The following is a 21,344-nucleotide window of genomic DNA, read 5'->3' on the forward strand; positions in this document are numbered from 1 at the left end:
CCGTATCTCCTTATTTTTTTCCGGGTGCGGCGGTGCAGAGGCTAGCGCTGCAGGTGAAGCGCAGCTCGGGGTGGCCGCCGAAATCATTGATATAGGTGACGACGAAGGCGTCGAACCCATGGTCGCGCAAACGCACTTTTTCGCTGGATTTGGGGGACAGCATCACCGGCTGAAAATCGCCGATCGCGCCACCGCCTTGTTTTTGCGTCTGACGGGCGATGCCGGTCAGCGTGATGTGGAACGGCGTCGGATTTTCGATGGTGAAACCGTCGGCGGTTTTGTGGAACACCAGCTGTTCTTGCCATATCTCACCCTGCGGCGCGACGATGGCCTTCGGGCGGAAGAACAGTTTGATCTGCGTTTGCAGCGCCAGCTGCATCACGTTGGCTTTACTGCTTTTGGGCGGAATTTCGCGCAAATTGAAATAAAACACCGATTCGCGATCTTGCGGCAATAGCTCGGCTTCCGGCGTTTTGGTAATGCGCACGACGCTGCGTTCTCCGGCTTCCACCCGTTGCAACGGCGGCAATACCACCAGCGGCGAAACGATCTTTTGATGTTGCGCATTCTCGATCCAGGCCTGAGCAAGGAAAGGCAACTCTTTGTTCTCATTGGTTATGTTAAGGCTGATCGATTTGGCGTCGCTCACATAGATGGCGCGCGTGCGATCCAACGCGATCGCCGCGTCGGCCGTCGAAGCCAGCGTCATCAACGCCAGGCTGCCCGCGGTTACTGCTATCGAATGTTTGTTCATGTTATGCGTCTACTCTCAATGTGTTGCGGATTACGGTTTGGTGCACGGCAACAGCAGCCGGTCCAGCGGTTTGGCGGCGCCTGGGATGGCGATGCGGCACTGACGGCGGCCTTCCCAGGCGACGTCCAACCGCTCTTCCGGTTGGACGCCGGTCAGATACACCGAGCCGCCGTCGTTCACCACCGCGATCTCCCGTCCGGTTGCACTCAGCACCGTGGCGCCGAACGGCGGTTCGCTGCCGTCCGCCAGTTTGATGGTGGCTAACAGCTTGCTGCCTTTCACCACCTCGAAGTGGCGATAACCGATGGCGCCTTCCGTCAGCGTGCCTTGCACCACCGCGCGCGTGGCTTCAACGTCGTCCGCCAGCTTGTTGACGTCGATGCGCGTATCGGTGTTGTAGTAGCTGGTGATGTCCGAGATCACCGCCAATCCGAAGCGGTTGCTGTAAGCGCGGCCGTTGTTGATCGGCACGCCGGCGACGCCGTTGGTATCCAGCATCATGCGGCTGCCGCCGTTGCCGGCGTTCTGGTGCGCGGCGACGCCGTGCCGGGTAGCGGTCAGGCCGCCGCGGAAAGTTCCGCCTATCGAGGAGTAACTGCCCTGCTGATAAGACGCGTTGGCGTTGAGCGTGCCGAACGACGCGTTATGGGTGTAGTAACCGCTCGCCGTCGGTTTGCCGGACTGGGTGACGCCGCTGCCGACCTGCCAGGTATTGTTGATGTCGCTGTTGTCGGTGTAGGTCGCCGTTTGGGTCACGTCGCGGTTATTGACCTGCAGCGCGTAGCCCAGACGGTTGTGCTCGCCGATAGGCACGGTGAAATTGAGCATCGCGCTATCGTCGGTGCGGCCCCGATAGTGAGTGCGATAGGCCGCCAACGAGGCGGTGATGTTGCTGATCCCGCCGAAGTCGAACAGCTTGCTGGTCGACATGCCGTAGCGGTTTTGCGCGCCTGCGTCCCAGTAAGTCTGGTGTGAGTAGGTCAGATAAGCGGTGATCGCCTGAGCGCTGTCCTCCGCCATAAAGGTTTTGCTGGCGGTGACGGTATACAACTCTTTTTGTCGGCCGCTGTAGCGATCGTCAATGTCGCCGTAGCGCGCCTGCAGGTACTGCGACATGGTCATAAATTTGCGCTGCGAAAAGCGGTAGCCGGCAAAGGTGATTTGGCCGTTGAGCTCGTCGAAACGTTTGGCGTAGTTGACCTTGAATGACATGCCTTTGGCGCTGGGTTCATCGGGCAGGCGCGCGATCGACTGCGTGGCGTCCACCGACAGGGCGCCGAACAGGTTCAGGTCGCGCCCCAGGCCGAGAGCCCAGGCGTTGTAATCGCCGCCGAGCAGCGCGCCGCCGTACAGCGACCAGGCGTTGCTCAAGCCCCAGGAGAAATCGCCGGCGGAGAACACCGGCCCTTGCGTGCGGTGATCGTAGGCAGACGGCTTGCCCAGCGCCACGTTATAGCGCACGTAGCCGGGGCGGGTCAGATAAGGAATGCTGGCGGTATCTACCTGAAAAGTGGAAACACTGCCGTCTTGTTCTTCCACTTTCACATCCAGTTTGCCGCGTACCGAGCTGCTGAGATCCTGAATGGCGAACGGCCCGGCGGGCACCGTGGTTTGATACAGCGTGCGGCCTTCCTGAGAGACGGTGATCCGCGCGTTGCTTTTGGCGATGCCGCGTACTTCAGGCGCGTAACCCTGCAGGTTGGGCGGCAGCATGCGCTCGTCGCTGGCGAGGTTGAGGCCGGTAAAACGGTAGGCGTCGAACACCGGCGAATTCAGGTAGGTTTCACCCAGCGTCAGCCTGGCGGCCTGCATCGGCAGCGCGCGGTATGCGTAGATCTGATTCCAGTCGAAATTGCTGTCGCGTCGGCCGTATTGTTGGTTGAAATCGGTCTGATAATCGGCGCGCAGGCGCCAGGCGCCCAGGTTGGCGCCCAACGTACCGTAGCTGCTGAGGCTTTCGGCGGTGCCATTGTCGTGGTGCTGTTTACCGATTTGGCCGCTGAGATTGTAATCCAGCAGCACGCCGGGGATGCCATCGTCCCACTGCTCGGGCGGCGTCCAGTCGGGATCGGAGTATTTCATCCAGGCCTGCGGAATGGTGATCGCCAGCACGCCGCCGCTGATGCGATCGGAAACCGCTGCGCCTTTGATGCCGCGAATGTCGGCACACTGGTTGTCGCGCCACAGGGTGACTTTTTTGGCCGCTTCTTCTTTCAGCGCCATTTTTTCCACCAGGTCAGGCGGCAGGCACACCTGGCTGCCGCTCTTGTTATCCGGCGACGGGAAATACTGAATGCTGCGCTGGGGCAGCGTTTTCTGGTTGATTTTGATATCCAGCAGATAGGTGCCCGGCATGACGTAATCGGCGTCAGAAAAGCGGGATAAGTCCACTTTGCTGCGTTCGCCAATATCCAACACGTCGGTATTGAATTCCGTGGCGGAAAAGACCGGTTTTGCCCAGAGAACAGAGAGAATGACGATGATGGGCGTTTTTTTTATTGTCAGTAAAGACGTCATAGAATGATCACTCATGGCAAATCCGCGCCTAATAGCAGGTCATCCCGTAAGACCTGAATACGTAATGCTGTACAGCGTTCCTAACGAAAACCGGCTACAGATAAGACAGGGTGAATTTGGCCAATGAGCTGAAACCGCCCGCCCGTGCCCTGTCGGGGTGAATGCGCAGCTGGGCGCCAAAGCGCAGCGTGTTATCGCCAGCAACGATCAGATAATCCGCCGTCGTGCTGCCGAGCGGGATCGGGGTGCCGGCGTCGGTCAGCAACTCGATAGCCATGCCGCGCGCCTCGCCATGGACGGCGAGCCATTGCGGATCTTGGCTATCCGCGATGCCGCTGAAGGTGAGGTTGGCCGCGCGATAAATAAAATCGGGCTTTATCTGGCTGGCCAGTTCGCAGTTCACCAACCTGATGGCGAAGTGGCGGCGGCTGCCGATGAGGCTCGGCTGGGCATCTCGCCCGGCGTCGCTCATTGAAACCAGCCCGAAATCAACGGTTTGATCCAAACTGTCGCCGGCGATGTTGCACGGCGTTTCGACGATTTCGCCGCCCAGGCTGACTTTGCCGTGGCCCTGAGTTTTCGCCGTGGCGCTAGCGCTGCCGATGCTGAGCGCGATCAGCAATGCGCCTCGCCAATGGATGTTCATGCTGGCTTCTCCCTGTCGAGATCGGTTCCTTTGCCGGAGCCGGCGTCGTTAAGCATGGGGATGCCCGCGCCGGCATCCCCAACGAGGCTTACTGATAAGCCAGGGTAAAGTTCGCCACGCTGGTGAACTGGCCCGGCACGACGGCGCCGGAAGCGCTGTTACCTTGCAGGTATGCGGCGAATTTCAGGGCGTTGTTGCCTTCGTTCAGGCCCTGGCCGTCCGTTGCGGTGCCCAGCTCAACTTCCTTGGCGTGCAGCTGGTCGTAAATCACGATGCCCGCGCCGCTGGCGGAACCGCTCAGCGCCAGCAATTTGCTGTTGACGGCATCCGGCGTGCCGGTGAAGGTCACCTTGACGTTTTTCATGGTGTTGAGCGCGCAGTCTTTCAGCTCAATGCTGAAGGGTTCGGCGCTGGATTTGCCTTCTTTGGCCAGGATGCGGCTGCTGATCTGGCCCATCGGGACGGTTTGATCGACGGAGTCCGGCGTGATGCTGCAAGGCGCATCGATAATTTCACCGCTAAAGGTCACGGTGCCGCTGCCCTGGTTCGGGGTCGGCGCCGCATGTGCAACGGAGGCGGTAGAAAAAGCAATGGCGGTCGCCAGCATTAATTTATTCAGTTTCATTTCTCAGGTTCCTGTAGAGAGTATTTAAATAAAAAGAAAAGCACACCTAAATCCCCGCAGAGCAGCAACGCCCTGTTAGCCGCACTGCGATGGGAGCCAGATCCTTTTGCTTTGGGCAATACGCACACTTTTCGTTATTTGCTTTTAATAACGAAATGGTTATGTGATGTTTGGTCGGTTTTATTTGATTTTAAAACCCGAATATCGGTATGGCGTTTTGCTGGGAATATTCTTGCAAACAATAGCATTGCTTGGAAATAGATTTTGTTGAAATAACTCAAATTCAGAATATAAAACCAAAAGGAAAAAGTTAAATATAAGATCAAAAACCAATAGATCGTATGTAAATATTATCCAGAATAAATGACTGCATAAATAAGGTTATGCGAGATATTAGATCGACTGTAATAGCGGTTGCCCTACAATGCGCAATATCGCTTTGCTAATATTACGCTTTGACGAACATTGAAGAATTTTCTTTATGAAACAAAATGAAAAACATAAGCATTTGTTTTGTATGATTTTGTGTGGTTAGTTGTCCCTATGGTGTTCCACCGCCTATTCCCGGGTTGTCGATGGTTTGTCGAAGAGTCGTTAACAAAAAAATAACAACAAGGCAGTGGGAAGATTATTCTTATCAGATGCTATTTTTTGGACGCGCTTATGTTATTTAACCCATTGTGATTAACCAGAAAAGGGCAGGTGATGCCGTAGGCATTACATAATAATGACCTAAGTGATAATCAAAGGATGAACGATGGAATGATTACTGCGATTAATGCATTTAGCAGATGTAAGGCGCATGCGTTGACAATGTTGGTAATTATGTATTCGCGGTTCGTTATGGGATTGTTTAAACATCTTCATATCATGATAACCATGAAAAAAATTGCACAGAAAAATCCTAGTGAAAAATCCGAGGAATAATGCATGACATTTTATCGGCAAAGGTTGGATTCATTAATAAATATTCATTCGCGCGGTGATAGACAGCGCCAGGTCTATTTTATCGGAACAACGTTGTTTGCGCGGACGCCGCCGTGATTTATGCCCCTGCGCATCACTGACGTGCAGTCATGAACGGGGGCTCAGCAGTAACCACTCAGGAGGAATGCTATGGCCAAGGTGCCGAAAACGTTTGAAAGTAGAAAATCGCTGATGCTGGATGTGTTGCGGGGATTGTGCCGGGATCTTGTGGAAGGGGCCGGGGGCCTGCATCCCCCGCCGGAGCAGTGGCCGAAGACGCGCGAGCTGGCGGATAAATGCGGCGAAAACATTTATACCACCCGCACCCTGCTGCTGGCGCTGGAAAAGGAGGGCAAGGTCCGCTGCACCCACCGCAGCATCAACAATTCTCTACGCTGGTACAGCTGCGACGAACAGGCAGCGATAAAAAAAGAGTGATTCGACCCTGGCGGTCGCTTTTGACTATTCCTACAGCTAATCATTAGTAAAATTTATTATTTGACGGGGCGTTTTGCTCCGTCAATCCTCCTCTCCGCTCGCTGCCATCCGCACAGGCATTGCTAATATGTTTTTTGCGGCCATATACTTATCGCTCAGACGGGAACAGGTGTAGGGAGCCGGCATCGTAATGAAGGAAAAGAAAGACATACTGAGATTGGATGATATTCATTATCAAATAGACAACCAGGTGATCCTGGACTCCGTCTCTTTCACGCTGGGTGAAGGCGAGTTCAAACTGATCACCGGGCCTTCCGGCTGCGGGAAAAGCACCCTGCTGAAAATCATCTCTTCCTTAATGGATCCGACCAGCGGAAACCTCTATTTCGACGGACGAGCGATCGCCGAGATGTCGCCGGAGGCGTATCGCAAACAGGTTTCTTACTGCTTCCAGACGCCGGCGCTGTTCGGCAATGCGGTTTACGACAATCTGGCGCTGCCCTACCAGATCCGTCAACAGTCGCCGGATGAACGAAAAATGCAGGCCGATCTGGCGCGTTTCGGGCTGCCGGAGGCGATGCTGACCAAAAGCATCAATGAGCTGTCCGGCGGGGAGAAGCAGCGCGTGTCCCTGATCCGCAACCTGCAGTTTATGCCCCGGGTGCTGTTGCTCGATGAGATCACCAGCGCGCTGGACGAGGAAAATAAGCGCAACGTCAATGAGATAGTGCATCAGCTGGTGGCGGAGCACCGGCTGGCGGTGCTGTGGGTGACGCACGATACCGAAGAGATAGCGCATGCGGACGAGGTGATCACCCTGCGCGCGCACGGCGCCGAGCAACAGGAGCAACAGCATGAATCAGCATAACATCACCAACGAATCCTTAGGCTTGTCGATGATCCTGGTGGTGGTCGCCATTCTGATCAGCCACCGGGAAAAGCTGGCGCTGGAAAAGGACATTATCTGGAGCATCTGCCGCGCGGTGGTGCAGCTGATCATCGTCGGCTACGTGCTGAAGTACATTTTCGATCTGGATAACGCGGTGCTCACCGTGTTGATGGTGCTGTTCATCTGCTTTAACGCGGCCTACAACGCCAAGAAACGCAGCAAGTACGTCGAACACGCGTTCGTGACGTCGTTTATCGCCATCACCACCGGCGCGGTGCTGACGTTGGCGGTATTGGTATTGACCGGTTCCATCGAATTTACGCCGATGCAGGTAATCCCCATCTCCGGGATGATCGCCGGTAACGCCATGGTGGCGGTGGGATTGTGCTACACCAACCTCGGCCAGCGTTTCAAAAGCGAACAGCAGAAGATTCAGGAGATGCTCAGCCTGGGGGCGACGCCCAAGTTCGCTTCGGCGGCGCTGATCCGCGACAGCATCCGCGCTTCGCTGATCCCGACCGTGGATTCGGCGAAAACCGTTGGGCTGGTCAGCCTGCCGGGCATGATGTCCGGGCTGATCTTCGCCGGCATCGATCCGGTGAAAGCGATCAAATACCAGATTATGGTGACCTTCATGCTGCTTTCCACCGCCAGCCTGTCGACCATCATCGCCTGCTATCTGGCCTACCGTAAGTTTTACAACGCGCGCCACCAGCTGGTGGTCGGCAACCTGAAGTAACGCCATAAAAAACGGCCTCCGCGGAGGCCGTTTTTTTTACCCTTGCAGCAGGGCGATGCTCTGGCGGATTTCCCGTTCGATATCCGCCTCGCTCCAGCTGTCCAGCTGCGAAGAGAAGGGCTCGAAGGCATAGACGCCGGTGTAGCCCAGGCGTTCCAGGTTTTGCACCTGGCGGCGGCTCTCCAGCCGATCGCCCTCGCTCAACATGATGCGCTCTTCGTCGCTCAGCGCGCCTTTATCCCGCCCATCCTCCACGCCGGACAGATGCACCAGGCCGATCTGCGCCACCTGGATCTGCGCGTCGAAGTCGGCCTGCGCCACACCGCTTAAATAGTGGTGGAAAGTATCGAGCACGATGCGGTACGGCGCGCCCGAATCGCGGATGAGCGCCTGGGTCAGCAGCGACGATCGCAGCGAGCTGATGCCGAAGCCCAGCGGCTCGACGTACCCCTGCACGCCATAGCGGGCAAACAGCGGCGCCAGCAGCCGCAGCGCGGCGAGGGTGTCGTCGCGTTTTTGCTGCTCGCTGCGCGTGTCATCGGCGCTGCAGTGTGGGCACAGCACCAGCGCCCGGCTGTGGATGGCCTGCGCCTGCGCCAGCAACGCTTCGGCGCGCTGCTGCAGCGCCGCCGGGTTGTCCATCAGATTGAACATGCCGATGGCGTTGATCGTGACGATCTCGATGCCGTATTGCGCAGCGAGCGCATTGAGCTGCGCGTCGCTCAGATCGTCGGTCACCTTGCCGCTGGGCATATCGTTGCGCAGCTCAACCTTACTGAGCCCGCAGCGTTTCACCAGGCGGAAAAAACTGTCCAGATCGAGATTCGGCGCGATCTTGCGGTTAATGCAGAAGCGGTCCAGTGCAATGGTCATGAGGCATTACTCCAGCGGTCAGGGTTGAGAGATCAGGATTTGCCGTTTTCCAGCGGCAGCGGCTTGCCGTCGGGCAGGGGGTGGCGGTGGCGTTTGGCCAGCACCACCTGCTCCATTTTTTCCAGCGAGACGCCTTTGGTTTCCGGAATATAGCGGCCGATGAACCAGTAGCTGAACAGGCAGCAGGCGGCGAAGATCCACATCGGGAAGGCGCCGTGGAAATGCGAGAACAGGTAAGGGTGGTCGTTGATCATCGGGAACGACTGCGACACCGCGAAGTTAGCGACCCACATGCAGCCGACGGCGATGCTCATCCCCTGCGCGCGCATGCGGTTCGGGAAGATTTCCGACACCAGCACCCAGGCGCCGACGCCCCAGGACAGCGCATAAAACACCATGAAGAACAGCATGCCGAACAGCGCGAAATAGCCGGTGGCCTGGGTGTAGAGCGCGTATGAGGTGAGCAGCAGGCCGGCGATGGCGCCCAGCGTGCCGTAACGCATCAGCGGAATGCGGCCCATGCGATCCATCAGCATGGCGCCGATGACCGAACCGACCAGCTGCAGCACGCCGATCCAGATGGTCTGAAACAGCGCTTCCTGCGCGTTTTCGGTGACGGTTTTCAGCACCACCGGCGCGTAGTACATCATCACGTTGACGCCGGTCACCTGCTGCAGCATGGCGATCATGCAGCCGACGAACAGGATGAAACGCACCCGCACATCGCCGTAGTTCAGCTTCCGATGCCGCTGCTGTTGATCCTGCTGCAGCGAGTCTTTGATTTCTTTCAGCAGATTCTGCGCGTGGGCGGCGTTGGAAACCTTGGTCAACATCGCCAGCGCCTGATCGTCGCGGCCCATCATCACGTTCCAGCGCGGCGACTCAGGAATGACGAACACCAGGATGCAGAACAGAATGCAGGGGATGACGCCCGAGGCGAACATCCAGCGCCAGCCCATTTCCACCAGCCAGGCTTCGCTGGCGAGGCTGGCGATTTTGAAGTTGACGTAGAAAATCACGATCTGACCGAACACGATGGCGAACTGCTGCATACTGAGCGCGCGCCCGCGCATGTCCTTCGGCGACACTTCCGACATGTACATCGGCGACACGGTGGCGGCAATGCCGACCGCCAGCCCGCCGATGATGCGGTAGATGACGAACCAGGTGAAGGTCGGGGCCAAGGCTGCGCCGACGGCGGAAACGGTGAACAGCAGCGCCGCCAGCATCAGCGCCTTTTTACGGCCCCAGCGCGCCGCCAGCGGCCCGGCGGCGAAGGCGCCGACCACGCAGCCGATCACCACGTTGGAGACCGCCCAACCGGTTTCGGCCGGGCTGAGATTGAAATAGGTTTTCAGCGCTTCGATCGCGCCGGAGATCACGGCGGTATCGTAGCCGAACAGAATGCCGCCCAAGGCGGCGATGCCGCAAATTCGCAATATGTAGCCGGTATTGTGCTTACGCTGATATGACATGTGTTGCTCCGATTTTTATCCTGGCTTCCGTCCGCACGGTTGGGTTATCGGGAAGAGGGCGAGCGGAAGGGTGTGAACCGTGCCTGTCATCAAGGCGATGTCGTCGATAAATGCTGGAACAAACAAGAACATTTATTTCATAATTAGTGAATAATGGAATATTGATTTTTAGATCCAGTTCAAAAAAAACCGTCACGCGCGATCCGGGCGCCTTGGGCGTTCGGGGGCGGGCGGTAACGGCGACAGGGCAGGCGCGGTGCGGGTTTTCTGTAGCAAAGTCAGTGTGTATTGCCCCTGGTTTCTCCTGCGCCGTTGCGCTTTCCCTGGCGCGGTAATGAAAGCGCCAACCCGATCGACACCGCAAAATTGCGACCTCACGCACTAAAAACAAATTTTTCAAAACAATTTATTTGAAACTTTTTTTTCAATGAAATAGAGTTTGCTGCATCCGGTCAGGATGTAGCCGGCTTGCCGACGGGGTTTGGCGAGCGGGACGATTAACGCCGCGCCGCCGGCGAGTGGCCAGGCGACAGCGGACTTGAAAAGAGGGCGTGACATGAAAACCGTGGGTAACTTTATTGACGGGCAGGTGTGCCTGAGCAGCAGCAATCAAACCGTCGACGTGCACAACCCGGCCAGCGGGCAGGTTGAGCGGCGCGTCACGCAGAGCACCGCCGCCGAAGTCAAGCAGGCCATCGACGTGGCCCATCGGGCGTTTGCCGATTGGTCGCGCACCACGCCGCTGCGCCGCGCGCGCATCATGTTCAATTTCAAGGCGCTGCTGGAACAGCACCGCGACGAGCTGGCCGAGCTTATCGTCAGCGAGCACGGCAAGGTGTACTCGGATGCGCTGGGCGAACTGACGCGCGGCATGGAAGTGGTCGAATTCGCCTGCGGCATCCCGCATCTGATCAAGGGCGAGTATTCGCCGGACGTCGGCAGCGGCGTCGACAGCTTCTCGCTGATGCAGCCGCTGGGCGTGGTGGCGGGCATTACCCCGTTCAACTTCCCGGCGATGGTGCCGATGTGGATGTTCCCTATCGCGCTGGCCTGCGGCAACACCTTCATCCTCAAGCCGCCGGCGCTGGTGCCTTCCGCCTCGGTGCGCCTGGCGGAACTGCTGAAAGAAGCCGGCCTGCCGGACGGCGTGTTCAACGTGGTGCACTGCGCCAATGAAGACGCGGCGCAGCTGTGCACCGATCCGCGCATTCAGGCGGTGAGCTTCGTCGGCTCCTCCACCGTGGCGGAACATATCTACACCACCGCCAGCGCGCACGGCAAGCGGGTGCAGGCCTTCGGCGCGGCGAAGAACCAGGCGATCGTCATGCCGGACGCCGATCTGGACGCCACGGTCAACGCGCTGATGGGCGGCGCGTTCGGCTCCGCCGGTGAGCGCTGCATGGCGCTGCCGATCGCCGTGGTGGTCGGTGACGACACCGCCGATAAACTGATCGCCAAACTGAAGCCGCTGATCGCGCAGCTGCGCGTCGGGCCGGGCTTGCAGCAGGGCGGCGAAGAGAATGAAATGGGGCCGCTGGTGTCGTCCGCCCACCAGAAAAAGGTGCTGGGCTACATCGAACTGGGCGTGGAAGAAGGCGCCACCCTGGTGGCCGACGGCCGCAATTATCAGGTGCCAGGCTATCCTGAAGGCTACTACGTCGGCGGCACGCTGTTCGACCATGTGAAGCCGAACATGCGCATCTACCGTGAAGAGATCTTCGGGCCGGTGCTGGGCATCGTGCGGGTGCCGGATTACCGCACCGCCATCGACACGGTGAACGGCCACGAGTTTGGCAACGGCAGCGCCATCTTTACCGGCAGCGGCCACTACGCGCGCCAGTTCGTGCAGGAAGTGCAGGCCGGGATGGTCGGCGTCAACGTGCCGGTGCCGGTGCCGATGGCGTTCCACAGCTTCGGCGGCTGGAAGCGCTCGGTGTTCGGCGCGCTTAACGTGCACGGCACCGACGGCGTGCGCTTCTACACGCGCATGAAGACCGCCACCGCGCGCTGGCCGGCCGGGCAGCAGACGGTGTCCGAATTCAGCATGCCGACGCTGGGTTAAGCCATCGCAAAGTATGAGCGGGCCGTTGCTCCTTCGGGGCAACGGCCTTTGCACGGGGAGTTAACAGGAGAATCGAGATGTCTTCACTGCTTGCCAAATGTCAGACGCCGAACGCCGAGGGGCGTATTCAGCACGTGACGCCGGAAAATGCCGGGTGGCGCTATGTCGGTTTCGACGTTTATCGCCTGGCCGCCGGGCAGTCGCTGCAGCTGGAGTGCGGTGACAAGGAGCTGTGCCTGGTGCTGGTGGCCGGTATCGCCTCCGTCGCCACGCTGCGCGCCGAATACCCGCATATCGGCAAACGCATGAGCCCGTTCGAGCGCACGCCGCCTTACGCGGTGTATGTGCCGCACCACGATCGCATCGACGTGCGGGCAGAAACCGATCTGGAGCTGGCGGTGTGCAGCGCGCCCGGCAGCGGCCACCTGCCTTCACGGCTGATTACGCCGGCGGATATCGGCGTGGAGCGGCGCGGCAAGGGGCGCAACCAGCGGTTGGTGCACAACATTCTTCCGGACAGCGAGCCGGCCGACAGCCTGCTGGTGGTGGAGGTTTACACCGACGAGGGCAACACCAGTTCCTACCCGAGCCACAAGCACGATCGGGAAGACTCACCGGACGAAACCTATCTGGAAGAGACGTATTATCACCGCATTCAGCCGGAGCAGGGATTCTGCATGCAGCGCGTCTATACCGACGATCGCACGCTCGACGAATGCATGCCGGTCTACAATCGGGACGTAGTGAAAGTGCCACGCGGTTATCACCCGGTGGCGACCCTGGCGGGCTACGACAACTATTATCTCAACGTGATGGCCGGGCCGGTGCGGCAATGGAAATTCACCTGGGAAAAAGACCACGCCTGGATTAACGGCGACGGCTATCCCGCCGCGCAATAAGCGCCTGAGGCCCGGCTTGCCGGGCTTTTTTGTCAGCCTTACTCGTCCCGGGCGTTATTCAGCGCCAGCGAAACCGCCAGCGTCTGCGCCAGGCACATCGAGGCCACCTGCGAACGGAACCCGTCCACCTGCGCTTCGCGCACCACGAAACAGACGTCGCTGAAGGCGGCCAGCGGGCTGACCTGGCTGTCGGTGATGGCGATCTGCTGCGCGCCGCGCTTGGCGCCCAATTCCACCAGTTCCACCGCCTCGCGGGCGTACGGCGAATAGCTGATGGCGATCACCACGTCCTTCGGTTTCACCATGCTCAGCTGTTCGGTGAACATGCCGCCCAGGCCGTCGATAAGAAACGCGCGGCGCTCCAGATGGCGCAGCGCATAGGTGAGATAGGAGGCGACGCTGAACGAACGGCGCAGGCCGATCACGTAGATGTTTTCGGCGTTGTTGAGCAGTTCGACGGCGCGATCCAGCTGCTCGGGGGCGATCTGCATCGCCAGCTGCTGCAGCGCCTGCGCGTTGACCATGGTGAATACGTTGAGAATTTCCGCCGGCTTCTCCGGCGCGACGTTGTCGTCGGTGGAGGTTTGGCGGAACAGGCGCGCGCGCTCGGTATAGTTCACCGTCTCTTCCATCAGATGCTGACGGAACACCTGCTTCATTTCGTTGAAGCCGCTGAAGCCGAAGGCGTTGGCGAAACGGATCAGGGTGGAAGGCGGCACGCTGGCCTGTGCGGCGATGGAGGCAACGGTATCGAAAGCGATGCTGTTACTGTTATCCAAAATATAGCGCGCCACCTGCTTCAAACGCTTGCTCAGCGTTTCATAACGGTGGCGGATCTCGTCCTGTAACAGCGAAAGTTGAGTTGGGTTGTTCATCCATTCGGCTCGCAGTGGGGTGAAGGCGCATTGGCCTGACGCCTGAAATATTGACAGGGTATTTTAACAGACGGAGCGGAAATTTCATTTCCTCAAAAAGCGATTTATTCGATCGCACATTGCGCGACTTCACAGAAAATAGGCAAAAAAATCCCCTTAAAGCGGCGAAATGGCCTTAAGGGGACGTGAACCTGCTCTCGCTGTCAGTGCGCGCCGCCCGCCTGCGGGCGGTACTGGCGCCAGAAACCGATCAGCGTCAGGTATTTTTGTTTCACCTGCTCGATCAGGGCGGCGTCGTCGATTTCCCCCTGCAGCCAGCGGCGCGAAGGTTGGCCGAAGATAGTGCGGCCGACGGCGAAACCCTTCACCCAGCGCGCATCCGCGGCGGCGGCAAAGCCCGCCTTCAGCACCGCTTCCGGGGAGTCGAGCCCCAGGATCAGCACGCCGCGGCAGTAGGGATCGTAGGTATCGATCAGCGCACCGACCCGTCGCCAGTTTTCCGCGCTCAGCGGCGGCAGTTTCCACCAGTCCGGCTGAATGCCCAACCGGTAGAAGTGCTCAATCATCTCCAGGTAATGGCGTTCGTCCTTGTCGGGGTTGTTGTCCGGCAGGATCACTTCCAGCAGCAGCTCGTGGCCGGATTTGCAGCAGCCGCGGTAGACGTCGGCGATCAGCTCATCCTGCTCGCGACGCAGTTCCGCCGCGTCGTGCGGGTGATAAAACACTAGGCACTTCACCACGTGCTCCTGCGGCCAGTCGATCAATTGCGAGCCGATATTGCCGTGCTCCAGGCGCAGCGGGCGCGAACTGGGCAGCTCTACCGGCCGGCCGATCCACCATCCCTGGCCGGTGATCTCGTTCAACGCCGCCTGCCCGTAGGTGGTGTCGGCCAGAATGCCGCTGTTGCCGTTGAGGCCGGCCTGCGCGGCGGCCTGTTGCGCCGCGGTCAGCAGCAGGGTTTTCAGGCGCGGAATGCGCTCCTCGCCGACGCCGGCTTCGCGTGCCATGTCCGCCAGCTGCTTGCGGTGATCGAAGGCGAAGACGCACAGTTCCGGCCACTGTTGCTTGCGGGTGGTGACCCGGTGCAGGTGGTTCAGGCGCGCATCGCGGTCCGGGCGCGTGACCTGCCGTTCACGCAGCAGGTAGTCGTCCAGCTCCCGTTTGGTCGGCATCGCCGGCGCGCAGCCGTGGCGCGAGACCACCAACGCGCCGCAGGCGTTGGCGTAGCGGCAAGCCTGATCCCAGCCCTCATCGTTCAGGTAGCCACGCAGCAGGCCGGACATAAAGGCGTCGCCGGCCCCCAGCACGTTCAGCACCTCAACCCGCACGCCGGCGTGCAGTTTCACCTGTTCCCAGCCATCGGCGATTTCGCCCTCGAACACCGAGCAACCCTGCGCGCCGCGCTTGCACACCAGCGTGGCCGCCGTGGCCCGGCGCACGTTTTTCAGCGCCGTCAGCGTGTCGGTGCTGCCGCCGGCGATATGAAACTCTTCTTCGGTGCCGACGATCAGATCGAAATGGTGCAGCACCTCCTGCAGCTCGCGGGTCACCTGGTCCGATTCCACAAAGCGGGTTTCTCCGTCGCCCAGCGACGTCAGCCCCCACAGCACCGGGCGGTAATCGATGTCCAGCGCGGTGCGCAGGCCGTGGCGGCGCGCGTATTCCAGCGCCTTCAGCACCGCGGCGCGGGTGTTCGGGTGCGACAGGTGCGTGCCGGTGATGGCCAGCGCGCGCGAGCAGGCGATGTAGGCCTCATCGATGTCGTCCGGCGTCAGCGCCATGTCCGCGCAGTTTTCGCGGTAGAAGATCAGCGGGAAGGTTTCCTGGTCCTTGATGCCGAGGATCACCAGGCCGGTTAATCGCTGTTTGTCGGTGATCAGGCAGCGGGTATCGGCCCCGACGCGCTGCAGTTCTTCGCGCAGAAAGCGGCCCATGTGCTCGTCGCCGACGCGCGCCAGCATGCCGGATTTTAACCCCTGAATGGCGGTGCCGTAGGCCACGTTGCCGGAAGAACCGCCGAGGTACTTGGCGAATGTGCCGGCGTCTTCCAGCCGCGCGCCGATCTGCTGAGCATAGAAATCGACGGCGATGCGCCCGAGACAAATGACATCAAGCTGTTTTTCTTGTGTAGCCATACCCGTTTCCTTCTGTTTAAGCAAAACTCCGGCGGCGGCCCGAGCGTGGCGCCCTGCAGGAAGCATGTGGACAGTATGGGGAATGAAAATTTCAATTTCAATATAGAATGAAATTTACACCCCAAAAATGTGATGCATTTAAAACATCGACAGAGGCGTGGGAAAAGGCGGTGAAACGGCTACGGGAGGGGGGCCGGGGCGCGCATAAAAGAGGGGAAATGACAGGGTAAAAGGCGGTCAACCCATGAGCCAACGGCTTTTATTGGCCGGTGCGTGGCGCGAAGCCAGTGAAGGCTGAATCACGAGATGAAACGGGCTTTTCATGCATTATGCGATCTTTATCGCAAAATGAAATGTTTCTTCTGTAATGTGATTTTATGAAAAATATATTTGTTTATAATCGCTTCACGTTTCAGGTTGTCGACTTCGTGAGCAGCGGGCATCGCCTGCTCAAGATAATAGCTGCCGCCGCGTAACACAAACACGGAATTGTCGGCTCGGCGCGAGCCCTTTCCGGGGCGGCCCTCAATCTAAAGGGTGAGTAAATGGGCAAGATCAGGCTAACCATGGCGCAGGCGCTCGTCAGATTCCTCGATAACCAATATCTGCTGGCCGACGGCGTGGAAACCAAATTCGTCGCGGGCATTTTTGCGATTTTCGGCCACGGCAACGTGCTGGGGCTGGGGCAAGCGCTGGAGCAGGATAGCGGCGATCTGCGGGTGCATCAGGGCCGCAACGAGCAGGGGATGGCCCATGCGGCGATCGGCTTCGCCAAACAGAAGCTGCGCCGGCAGATCTGCGCCTGCACCTCATCGGTCGGCCCCGGCGCCGCCAATATGATCACCGCCGCGGCCACCGCCACCGCCAACCGCATTCCTTTATTACTGCTGCCGGGCGATGTTTACGCATCCCGCCAGCCGGATCCGGTGCTGCAGCAAATCGAGCAGTCTTACGATCTCAGCATCAGCACCAACGACGCGTTCCGCGCGGTGAGCAAATACTGGGACCGCATCGTGCGGCCGGAACAGCTGATGAGCGCCTGCATCAACGCGATGCGCGTGCTGACCGATCCGGCGGAAACCGGCGCGGTGACGCTGTGTCTGCCGCAGGACGTGCAGGGTGAAGCCTACGACTATCCCGACTATTTCTTCCAAAAACGCGTGCATCGGCTCGATCGCCGCCCGGCGACCGACGGCATGTTGGCGGACGCGTTGGCGCTGCTGGCGGCCAAACGCAAACCGCTGCTGGTGTGCGGCGGCGGCGTGAAATACTCGCAGGCCGGGCGGGCGCTGCGCGAATTCGCCGAGCGCTTCGGCATTCCGTTCGCCGAAACCCAGGCCGGCAAAGGCACGGTGCCGAGCGACCATGAATTCAACCTTGGCGGCATTGGCGAAACCGGCTGCCTGGCGGCCAATACGCTGGCTCGTCAGGCCGATCTGGTGATCGGCGTCGGCACCCGTTACACCGATTTCACCACCTCGTCCAAATGGCTGTTCCAAAATCCGGACGTCAGCTTCCTCAATATCAACGTCAGCGCCTTTGACGCCGGCAAGCTCGACGGCGTGCAGGTGCTGGCGGACGCCCGCGAGGCCCTGAGCGAACTGGGCGCGCTGCTGGCGCAGGCCGAGTACCGCGCCGGCTGGGGCGACGCCATCGCCGCGGCGCGCAGCGCCCAGCGTGAAGAGACCGAGCGCGTTTACGCGGTGGAATACGGCGGCGCAGGCTTTGTGCCGGAGATAGACGATCACCTCGATCGCGAGCGGGTGTTCGCCGAATTTATCGCCCAGACCGATTCCGCGCTGACCCAGAGCCGGGTGCTGGGGGTGCTGAACCGCGAGCTGCCGGCGGACAGTGTGATCGTCGCCGCCGCCGGCAGCCTGCCGGGCGATTTGCAGCGGGTGTGGCACAACCGCGGCGAGCACGGTTATCACGTGGAGTACGGTTACTCCTGCATGGGGTATGAGGTGAACGCCGCATTGGGGGTCAAGCTGGCCGAGCCGCAGCGCGAGGTGTACGCGATGGTGGGCGACGGCGCCTTCATGATGCTGCATTCCGAACTGGTCACTTCGATTCAGGAAGGCTGCAAGATCAACGTGATGCTGTTCGACAACATGACCAACGGCTGCATCAACAACCTGCAGATGGAACACGGCATGGACAGCTACACCACCGAATTCCGCTTCCGTAATCCACAGGGCGGCAAGCTCGACGGCAAACTGGTGCCGGTCGATTTCGCCATGCTGGCGGCGGCTTACGGTTGCAAAACCTATCGCGTCACCACCGAGCAGCAGCTGCTCGATGCGCTGGCCGACGCCCGCAGGCAGACCGTGTCCACGCTGCTGGACATCAAGGTGCTGCCGAAGACCATGGTGCACAAGTATCTCAGCTGGTGGCGCGTGGGCGGCGCTCAGGTGGCCGACAGCGAGAAAATCGTCGCAGTGGCGCGCAAGCTGCAGGAAAACATCGATAAGGCGCGCGATTACTGATTCGTTTTCATACATAAATCTCGAGGGTAGCGAAAATGACATTGAACATTGGGGTTATCGGCACCGGCGCCATCGGCCGCGATCATATCCGTCGCTGCAGCAAAGTGTTGCAGGGCGCACGGGTGGTGGCGGTGAATGACATCAACCGCGACAACGCCGCCAAGGTGGTGAGCGATCTGCAGCTGGATGCGCGGGTGTATGACAACGGCCACGATCTGATTAAGGCCGCCGACGTGCAGGCGGTGCTGGTGACTTCCTGGGGGCCGAGCCACGAAGAGTTCGTGCTGGCGGCCATCGCCGCCGGCAAACCGGTGTTCTGCGAGAAGCCGCTGGCGGTGACCGCGCAGGGCTGCAAAAACATCGTCGATGCCGAAGCGAAGCACGGCAAACGGCTGGTGCAGGTCGGCTTTATGCGCCCCTATGACCAGGGCTATCGCGCGCTGAAACAGGTGCTGACCAGCGGCCAGATCGGCGAGCCGCTGATGCTGCACTGCGCGCACCGCAACCCGACGGTCGGCGAGGCCTACACCACCGATATGGCGATCACTGACACCCTGATCCACGAAATCGACGTGCTGCGCTGGCTGCTCGACGACGACTATGTGTCGGTGCAGGTGGTGTTCCCGCGCAAGAGCCCGAAGGCGTTCCCACACCTGAAAGATCCGCAGATTGTGCTGTTCGAAACCGCTAAAGGCACGCGCATTGACGTCGAAATCTTCGTCAACTGCCAGTACGGCTACGACATTCAGTGTGAAGTGGTAGGGGAAACCGGCATCGCCAAACTGCCGGAGCCGTCTTCGGTGCAGATGCGCAGCGGCGCCCGCCTGTCGACCGAAATTCTGACCGACTGGAAGGATCGTTTTATCGACGCTTATGACGTTGAGCTACAGGGCTTCATCAACGACGTGGCCGCGGGCAAGTTGACCGGGCCTTCCGCCTGGGACGGCTACGCCGCCGCGGTGACCGCCGACGCCTGCGTGGCGGCCCAGCTCAGCGGCGAAATCGTGCCGGTGACCCTGCCGGCGCGCCCGGCGTTTTACAACAAATAACCGGCTTGCACCACCTACCCACGATTGCAGAGGAGTGACCATGAAGATCGCTTTTGATGTCGACGTTATACGGGATTTGGGCGTCACCAAAATGGTTCAACAGGTGGCGGACTGGGGCTACAAATACATCGAGCAGTCACCGCACCCGCAGATCAACCCGTTTTACAAGCATCCGAAGGCCAGCCGCGAAATCATGGCGGAGTATAAAAACGCCCTGAAAGCGACCGGCGTGGAGATCTCCTCATTTATCGTGGTGTACCGCTGGTCCGGGCCGGGGGAGGATCGCCGCCTGGCGGCGGTCAAAAACTGGCGGCGGATGATCGAAATCGCGGTGGAAATGGGCGTGCAGGTGATCAACACCGAACTGGCGGGCAACCCCAACGAACCGGAGATCTGCGAGGAGCTGTGGTATCGCTCGATGGAGGAGCTGCTGCCGATCGTCGAGCGCGAGGGCATTCGTATGGAGATCCAGTCGCACCCGTGGGACTTCTGTGAGCTGAGCAACGAAACCGCCGATCTGGTGAAATCGCTGCGCAGCGATCACGTCAAATACCTCTACAGCGTGCCGCACACCTTCTACTACGACAAGGGGCAGGGCGACGTGGCCGGCATGCTGCAGTACGCCGGGGACGATCTTTCCCACGTGCTGATTGCCGACACCATGAACCACACCAAGCATTGCCGCTATATCGTCAACCCGCCGGGGGTAGACGCAGCGGTGCACCAGCACGTCGGCATCGGCGAAGGCGAGGTGAATTTCGACGCCCTGTTCCAGACGCTGCGCGACATGGAGTTTGCCAACCGCAGCTTCAAGGTCGGCGGCGAATCGATCATCTGCACTTCGCTGTTCGGCTACCCGGAAAAGATGCCGAGCCAGGCGGTGGCGACCAGAGAGCGCATCGAAAGAGAGCTGTTGGGTAAATAATCTTATTCGGCTCGCCGGCGGCGTTTGCGCCGGCGGCCCTCCAAGCACCGAGGCAGACCATGAATAAAGACAACGTGAAATTGGCCATTGCGCCGATCGGCTGGACCAACGACGACATGCCCGATCTGGGCAAGGAAAATACCTTCCAGCAGTGCGTCAGTGAAATGGCGCTGGCCGGCTTCACCGGCAGCGAAGTAGGCAGCAAATACCCGCGCGATCCGGCGGTGCTGAAACCGATGCTGGACATTCGCGGTATCCAGATCTGCAACGCCTGGTTCAGCACTTTTTTCGCCGACGGCCAGAAAGACAAAACCATCGATGAATTTATCAACCACATGAATTTCCTGCATGCCATGGGTGCCAGGGTGATCGGTTGCTCCGAGCAGAGCAAGAGCATTCAGGGCACCACCAAAGGCGTGTTCGAAGAGAAACCGTACTTCAGCGATGAAGAGTGGCAGCGGGTGGCCGACGGTTACAACGAGCTGGCGAAGATCGCCGCCGGCAAAGGCATGCAGGTGTGTCTGCACCACCACATGGGCACCGGCATTCAAACCACGGCCGAAATCGATCGCTACATGAGCATGGTCAACGACGACGTCTACCTGCTGTTCGATACCGGCCACGCCTACTATTCGGAAGGCAGTCAGCAGGCGATGATGGCGATCCTGGAGAAGTATCTGCCGCGCATCAACCACGTCCACCTGAAGGACGTGCGCGATGAGGTGGTGGCGGAAGTGAAGGCCAACAAGCTGAGCTTCCTCGATGGCGTGAAGAAGGGCACTTTCACCGTGCCGGGTGATGGCGTGATCGACTTCAGGCCGGTGTTCAAGCTGCTGGACGAGCGCGGTTACAAAGGGTGGATGGTGGTGGAGGCCGAGCAGGATCCGGCGCTGGCCAACCCGTTCGAGTATGCGGTAAAAGCGCGCCGTTATATTCGGGAAACCGCCGGCATTTAAGCGGCGAGGGTTAATCATGATTAAGGGGCGCCAGC

Annotated in this window: 17 protein-coding genes; 9 read left to right on the plus strand and 8 right to left on the minus strand. The window is 59.6% G+C overall.

The window, feature by feature from the left end:
* Positions 1 to 10: 10 nt before the first annotated feature.
* From ACJ8PI_RS21250 to ACJ8PI_RS21265, 4 genes are all read right to left on the minus strand, one after another.
* Complete coding sequence (locus ACJ8PI_RS21250) at positions 11 to 754, minus strand: fimbrial biogenesis chaperone (RefSeq protein ID WP_033654467.1); 744 nt, start codon at positions 752 to 754, stop codon at positions 11 to 13.
* A gap of 30 nt (positions 755 to 784) precedes the next feature.
* The gene (locus ACJ8PI_RS21255) at positions 785 to 3,286 is read right to left on the minus strand and encodes a fimbria/pilus outer membrane usher protein (RefSeq protein WP_048322013.1); all 2,502 of its coding nucleotides are present in this window, start codon (positions 3,284 to 3,286) and stop codon (positions 785 to 787) included.
* A gap of 79 nt (positions 3,287 to 3,365) precedes the next feature.
* Positions 3,366 to 3,917, minus strand: coding sequence for a fimbrial protein (locus tag ACJ8PI_RS21260; protein ID WP_049195622.1), 552 nt, complete (start codon positions 3,915 to 3,917; stop codon positions 3,366 to 3,368).
* 88 nt (positions 3,918 to 4,005) lie between these two features.
* Positions 4,006 to 4,542, minus strand: a complete 537-nt coding sequence (locus ACJ8PI_RS21265) for a fimbrial protein (RefSeq protein ID WP_033636355.1) — start codon at positions 4,540 to 4,542, stop codon at positions 4,006 to 4,008.
* Positions 4,543 to 5,658: 1,116 nt separating this feature from the next.
* On the opposite strand from ACJ8PI_RS21265, the gene ACJ8PI_RS21270 reads away from it, so the two are divergent.
* From ACJ8PI_RS21270 to fetB, 3 genes are all read left to right on the plus strand, one after another.
* On the plus strand, positions 5,659 to 5,946 hold the full coding sequence (locus ACJ8PI_RS21270) for a FaeA/PapI family transcriptional regulator (RefSeq protein ID WP_033649362.1): 288 nt from the start codon (positions 5,659 to 5,661) through the stop codon (positions 5,944 to 5,946).
* Positions 5,947 to 6,136: 190 nt separating this feature from the next.
* A complete protein-coding gene (gene fetA / locus ACJ8PI_RS21275) occupies positions 6,137 to 6,814 on the plus strand; it encodes an iron efflux ABC transporter ATP-binding subunit FetA (RefSeq protein WP_164134874.1) in 678 nt (225 codons plus the stop codon).
* A complete protein-coding gene (gene fetB, locus ACJ8PI_RS21280) occupies positions 6,801 to 7,574 on the plus strand; it encodes an iron efflux ABC transporter permease subunit FetB (protein ID WP_033636352.1) in 774 nt (257 codons plus the stop codon). The genes fetA and fetB overlap by 14 nt, the downstream gene beginning before the upstream one ends.
* A gap of 36 nt (positions 7,575 to 7,610) precedes the next feature.
* Here the strand turns inward: fetB and ACJ8PI_RS21285 are convergent, their stop codons facing one another.
* A complete protein-coding gene (locus tag ACJ8PI_RS21285; RefSeq protein WP_049213034.1) occupies positions 7,611 to 8,447 on the minus strand; it encodes a TIM barrel protein in 837 nt (278 codons plus the stop codon).
* Between the two features lie 32 nt (positions 8,448 to 8,479).
* Positions 8,480 to 9,922, minus strand: coding sequence for a sugar porter family MFS transporter (locus ACJ8PI_RS21290; RefSeq protein ID WP_033636350.1), 1,443 nt, complete (start codon positions 9,920 to 9,922; stop codon positions 8,480 to 8,482).
* 556 nt (positions 9,923 to 10,478) lie between these two features.
* Between ACJ8PI_RS21290 and ACJ8PI_RS21295 the strand changes: the two genes are divergently transcribed.
* Both ACJ8PI_RS21295 and iolB read left to right on the plus strand, forming a co-directional pair.
* Positions 10,479 to 11,984, plus strand: coding sequence for a CoA-acylating methylmalonate-semialdehyde dehydrogenase (locus ACJ8PI_RS21295; RefSeq protein ID WP_164134873.1), 1,506 nt, complete (start codon positions 10,479 to 10,481; stop codon positions 11,982 to 11,984).
* Positions 11,985 to 12,061: 77 nt separating this feature from the next.
* Positions 12,062 to 12,883, plus strand: a complete 822-nt coding sequence (gene iolB / locus ACJ8PI_RS21300; protein ID WP_033636349.1) for a 5-deoxy-glucuronate isomerase — start codon at positions 12,062 to 12,064, stop codon at positions 12,881 to 12,883.
* A 38-nt stretch (positions 12,884 to 12,921) separates the two neighbouring features.
* Here iolB and ACJ8PI_RS21305 read toward each other — a convergent pair whose 3' ends face one another.
* Both ACJ8PI_RS21305 and ACJ8PI_RS21310 read right to left on the minus strand, forming a co-directional pair.
* Entirely contained in the window at positions 12,922 to 13,758 is an 837-nt protein-coding gene (locus ACJ8PI_RS21305) for a MurR/RpiR family transcriptional regulator (RefSeq protein WP_004930856.1), read from the minus strand.
* Between the two features lie 203 nt (positions 13,759 to 13,961).
* Positions 13,962 to 15,893, minus strand: coding sequence for a bifunctional 5-dehydro-2-deoxygluconokinase/5-dehydro-2-deoxyphosphogluconate aldolase (locus ACJ8PI_RS21310; protein WP_164134872.1), 1,932 nt, complete (start codon positions 15,891 to 15,893; stop codon positions 13,962 to 13,964).
* 545 nt (positions 15,894 to 16,438) lie between these two features.
* Between ACJ8PI_RS21310 and iolD the strand changes: the two genes are divergently transcribed.
* The 4 genes from iolD to iolE are packed head-to-tail and all read left to right on the plus strand — an operon-like array spanning position 16,439 to position 21,309.
* The gene (iolD, locus tag ACJ8PI_RS21315; RefSeq protein ID WP_164134871.1) at positions 16,439 to 18,379 is read left to right on the plus strand and encodes a 3D-(3,5/4)-trihydroxycyclohexane-1,2-dione acylhydrolase (decyclizing); all 1,941 of its coding nucleotides are present in this window, start codon (positions 16,439 to 16,441) and stop codon (positions 18,377 to 18,379) included.
* Positions 18,380 to 18,414: 35 nt separating this feature from the next.
* A complete protein-coding gene (locus ACJ8PI_RS21320; RefSeq protein WP_033649354.1) occupies positions 18,415 to 19,428 on the plus strand; it encodes a Gfo/Idh/MocA family protein in 1,014 nt (337 codons plus the stop codon).
* Between the two features lie 40 nt (positions 19,429 to 19,468).
* Positions 19,469 to 20,353, plus strand: a complete 885-nt coding sequence (locus tag ACJ8PI_RS21325) for a sugar phosphate isomerase/epimerase family protein (RefSeq protein WP_060388430.1) — start codon at positions 19,469 to 19,471, stop codon at positions 20,351 to 20,353.
* A 59-nt stretch (positions 20,354 to 20,412) separates the two neighbouring features.
* Entirely contained in the window at positions 20,413 to 21,309 is an 897-nt protein-coding gene (gene iolE / locus ACJ8PI_RS21330) for a myo-inosose-2 dehydratase (protein ID WP_019455194.1), read from the plus strand.
* The last annotated feature ends 35 nt before the right edge of the window (positions 21,310 to 21,344 follow it).

The organism is Serratia sp. CY82433 (genome assembly GCF_052166535.1).
Classification (GTDB): Bacteria; Pseudomonadota; Gammaproteobacteria; order Enterobacterales; family Enterobacteriaceae; genus Serratia; species Serratia sarumanii.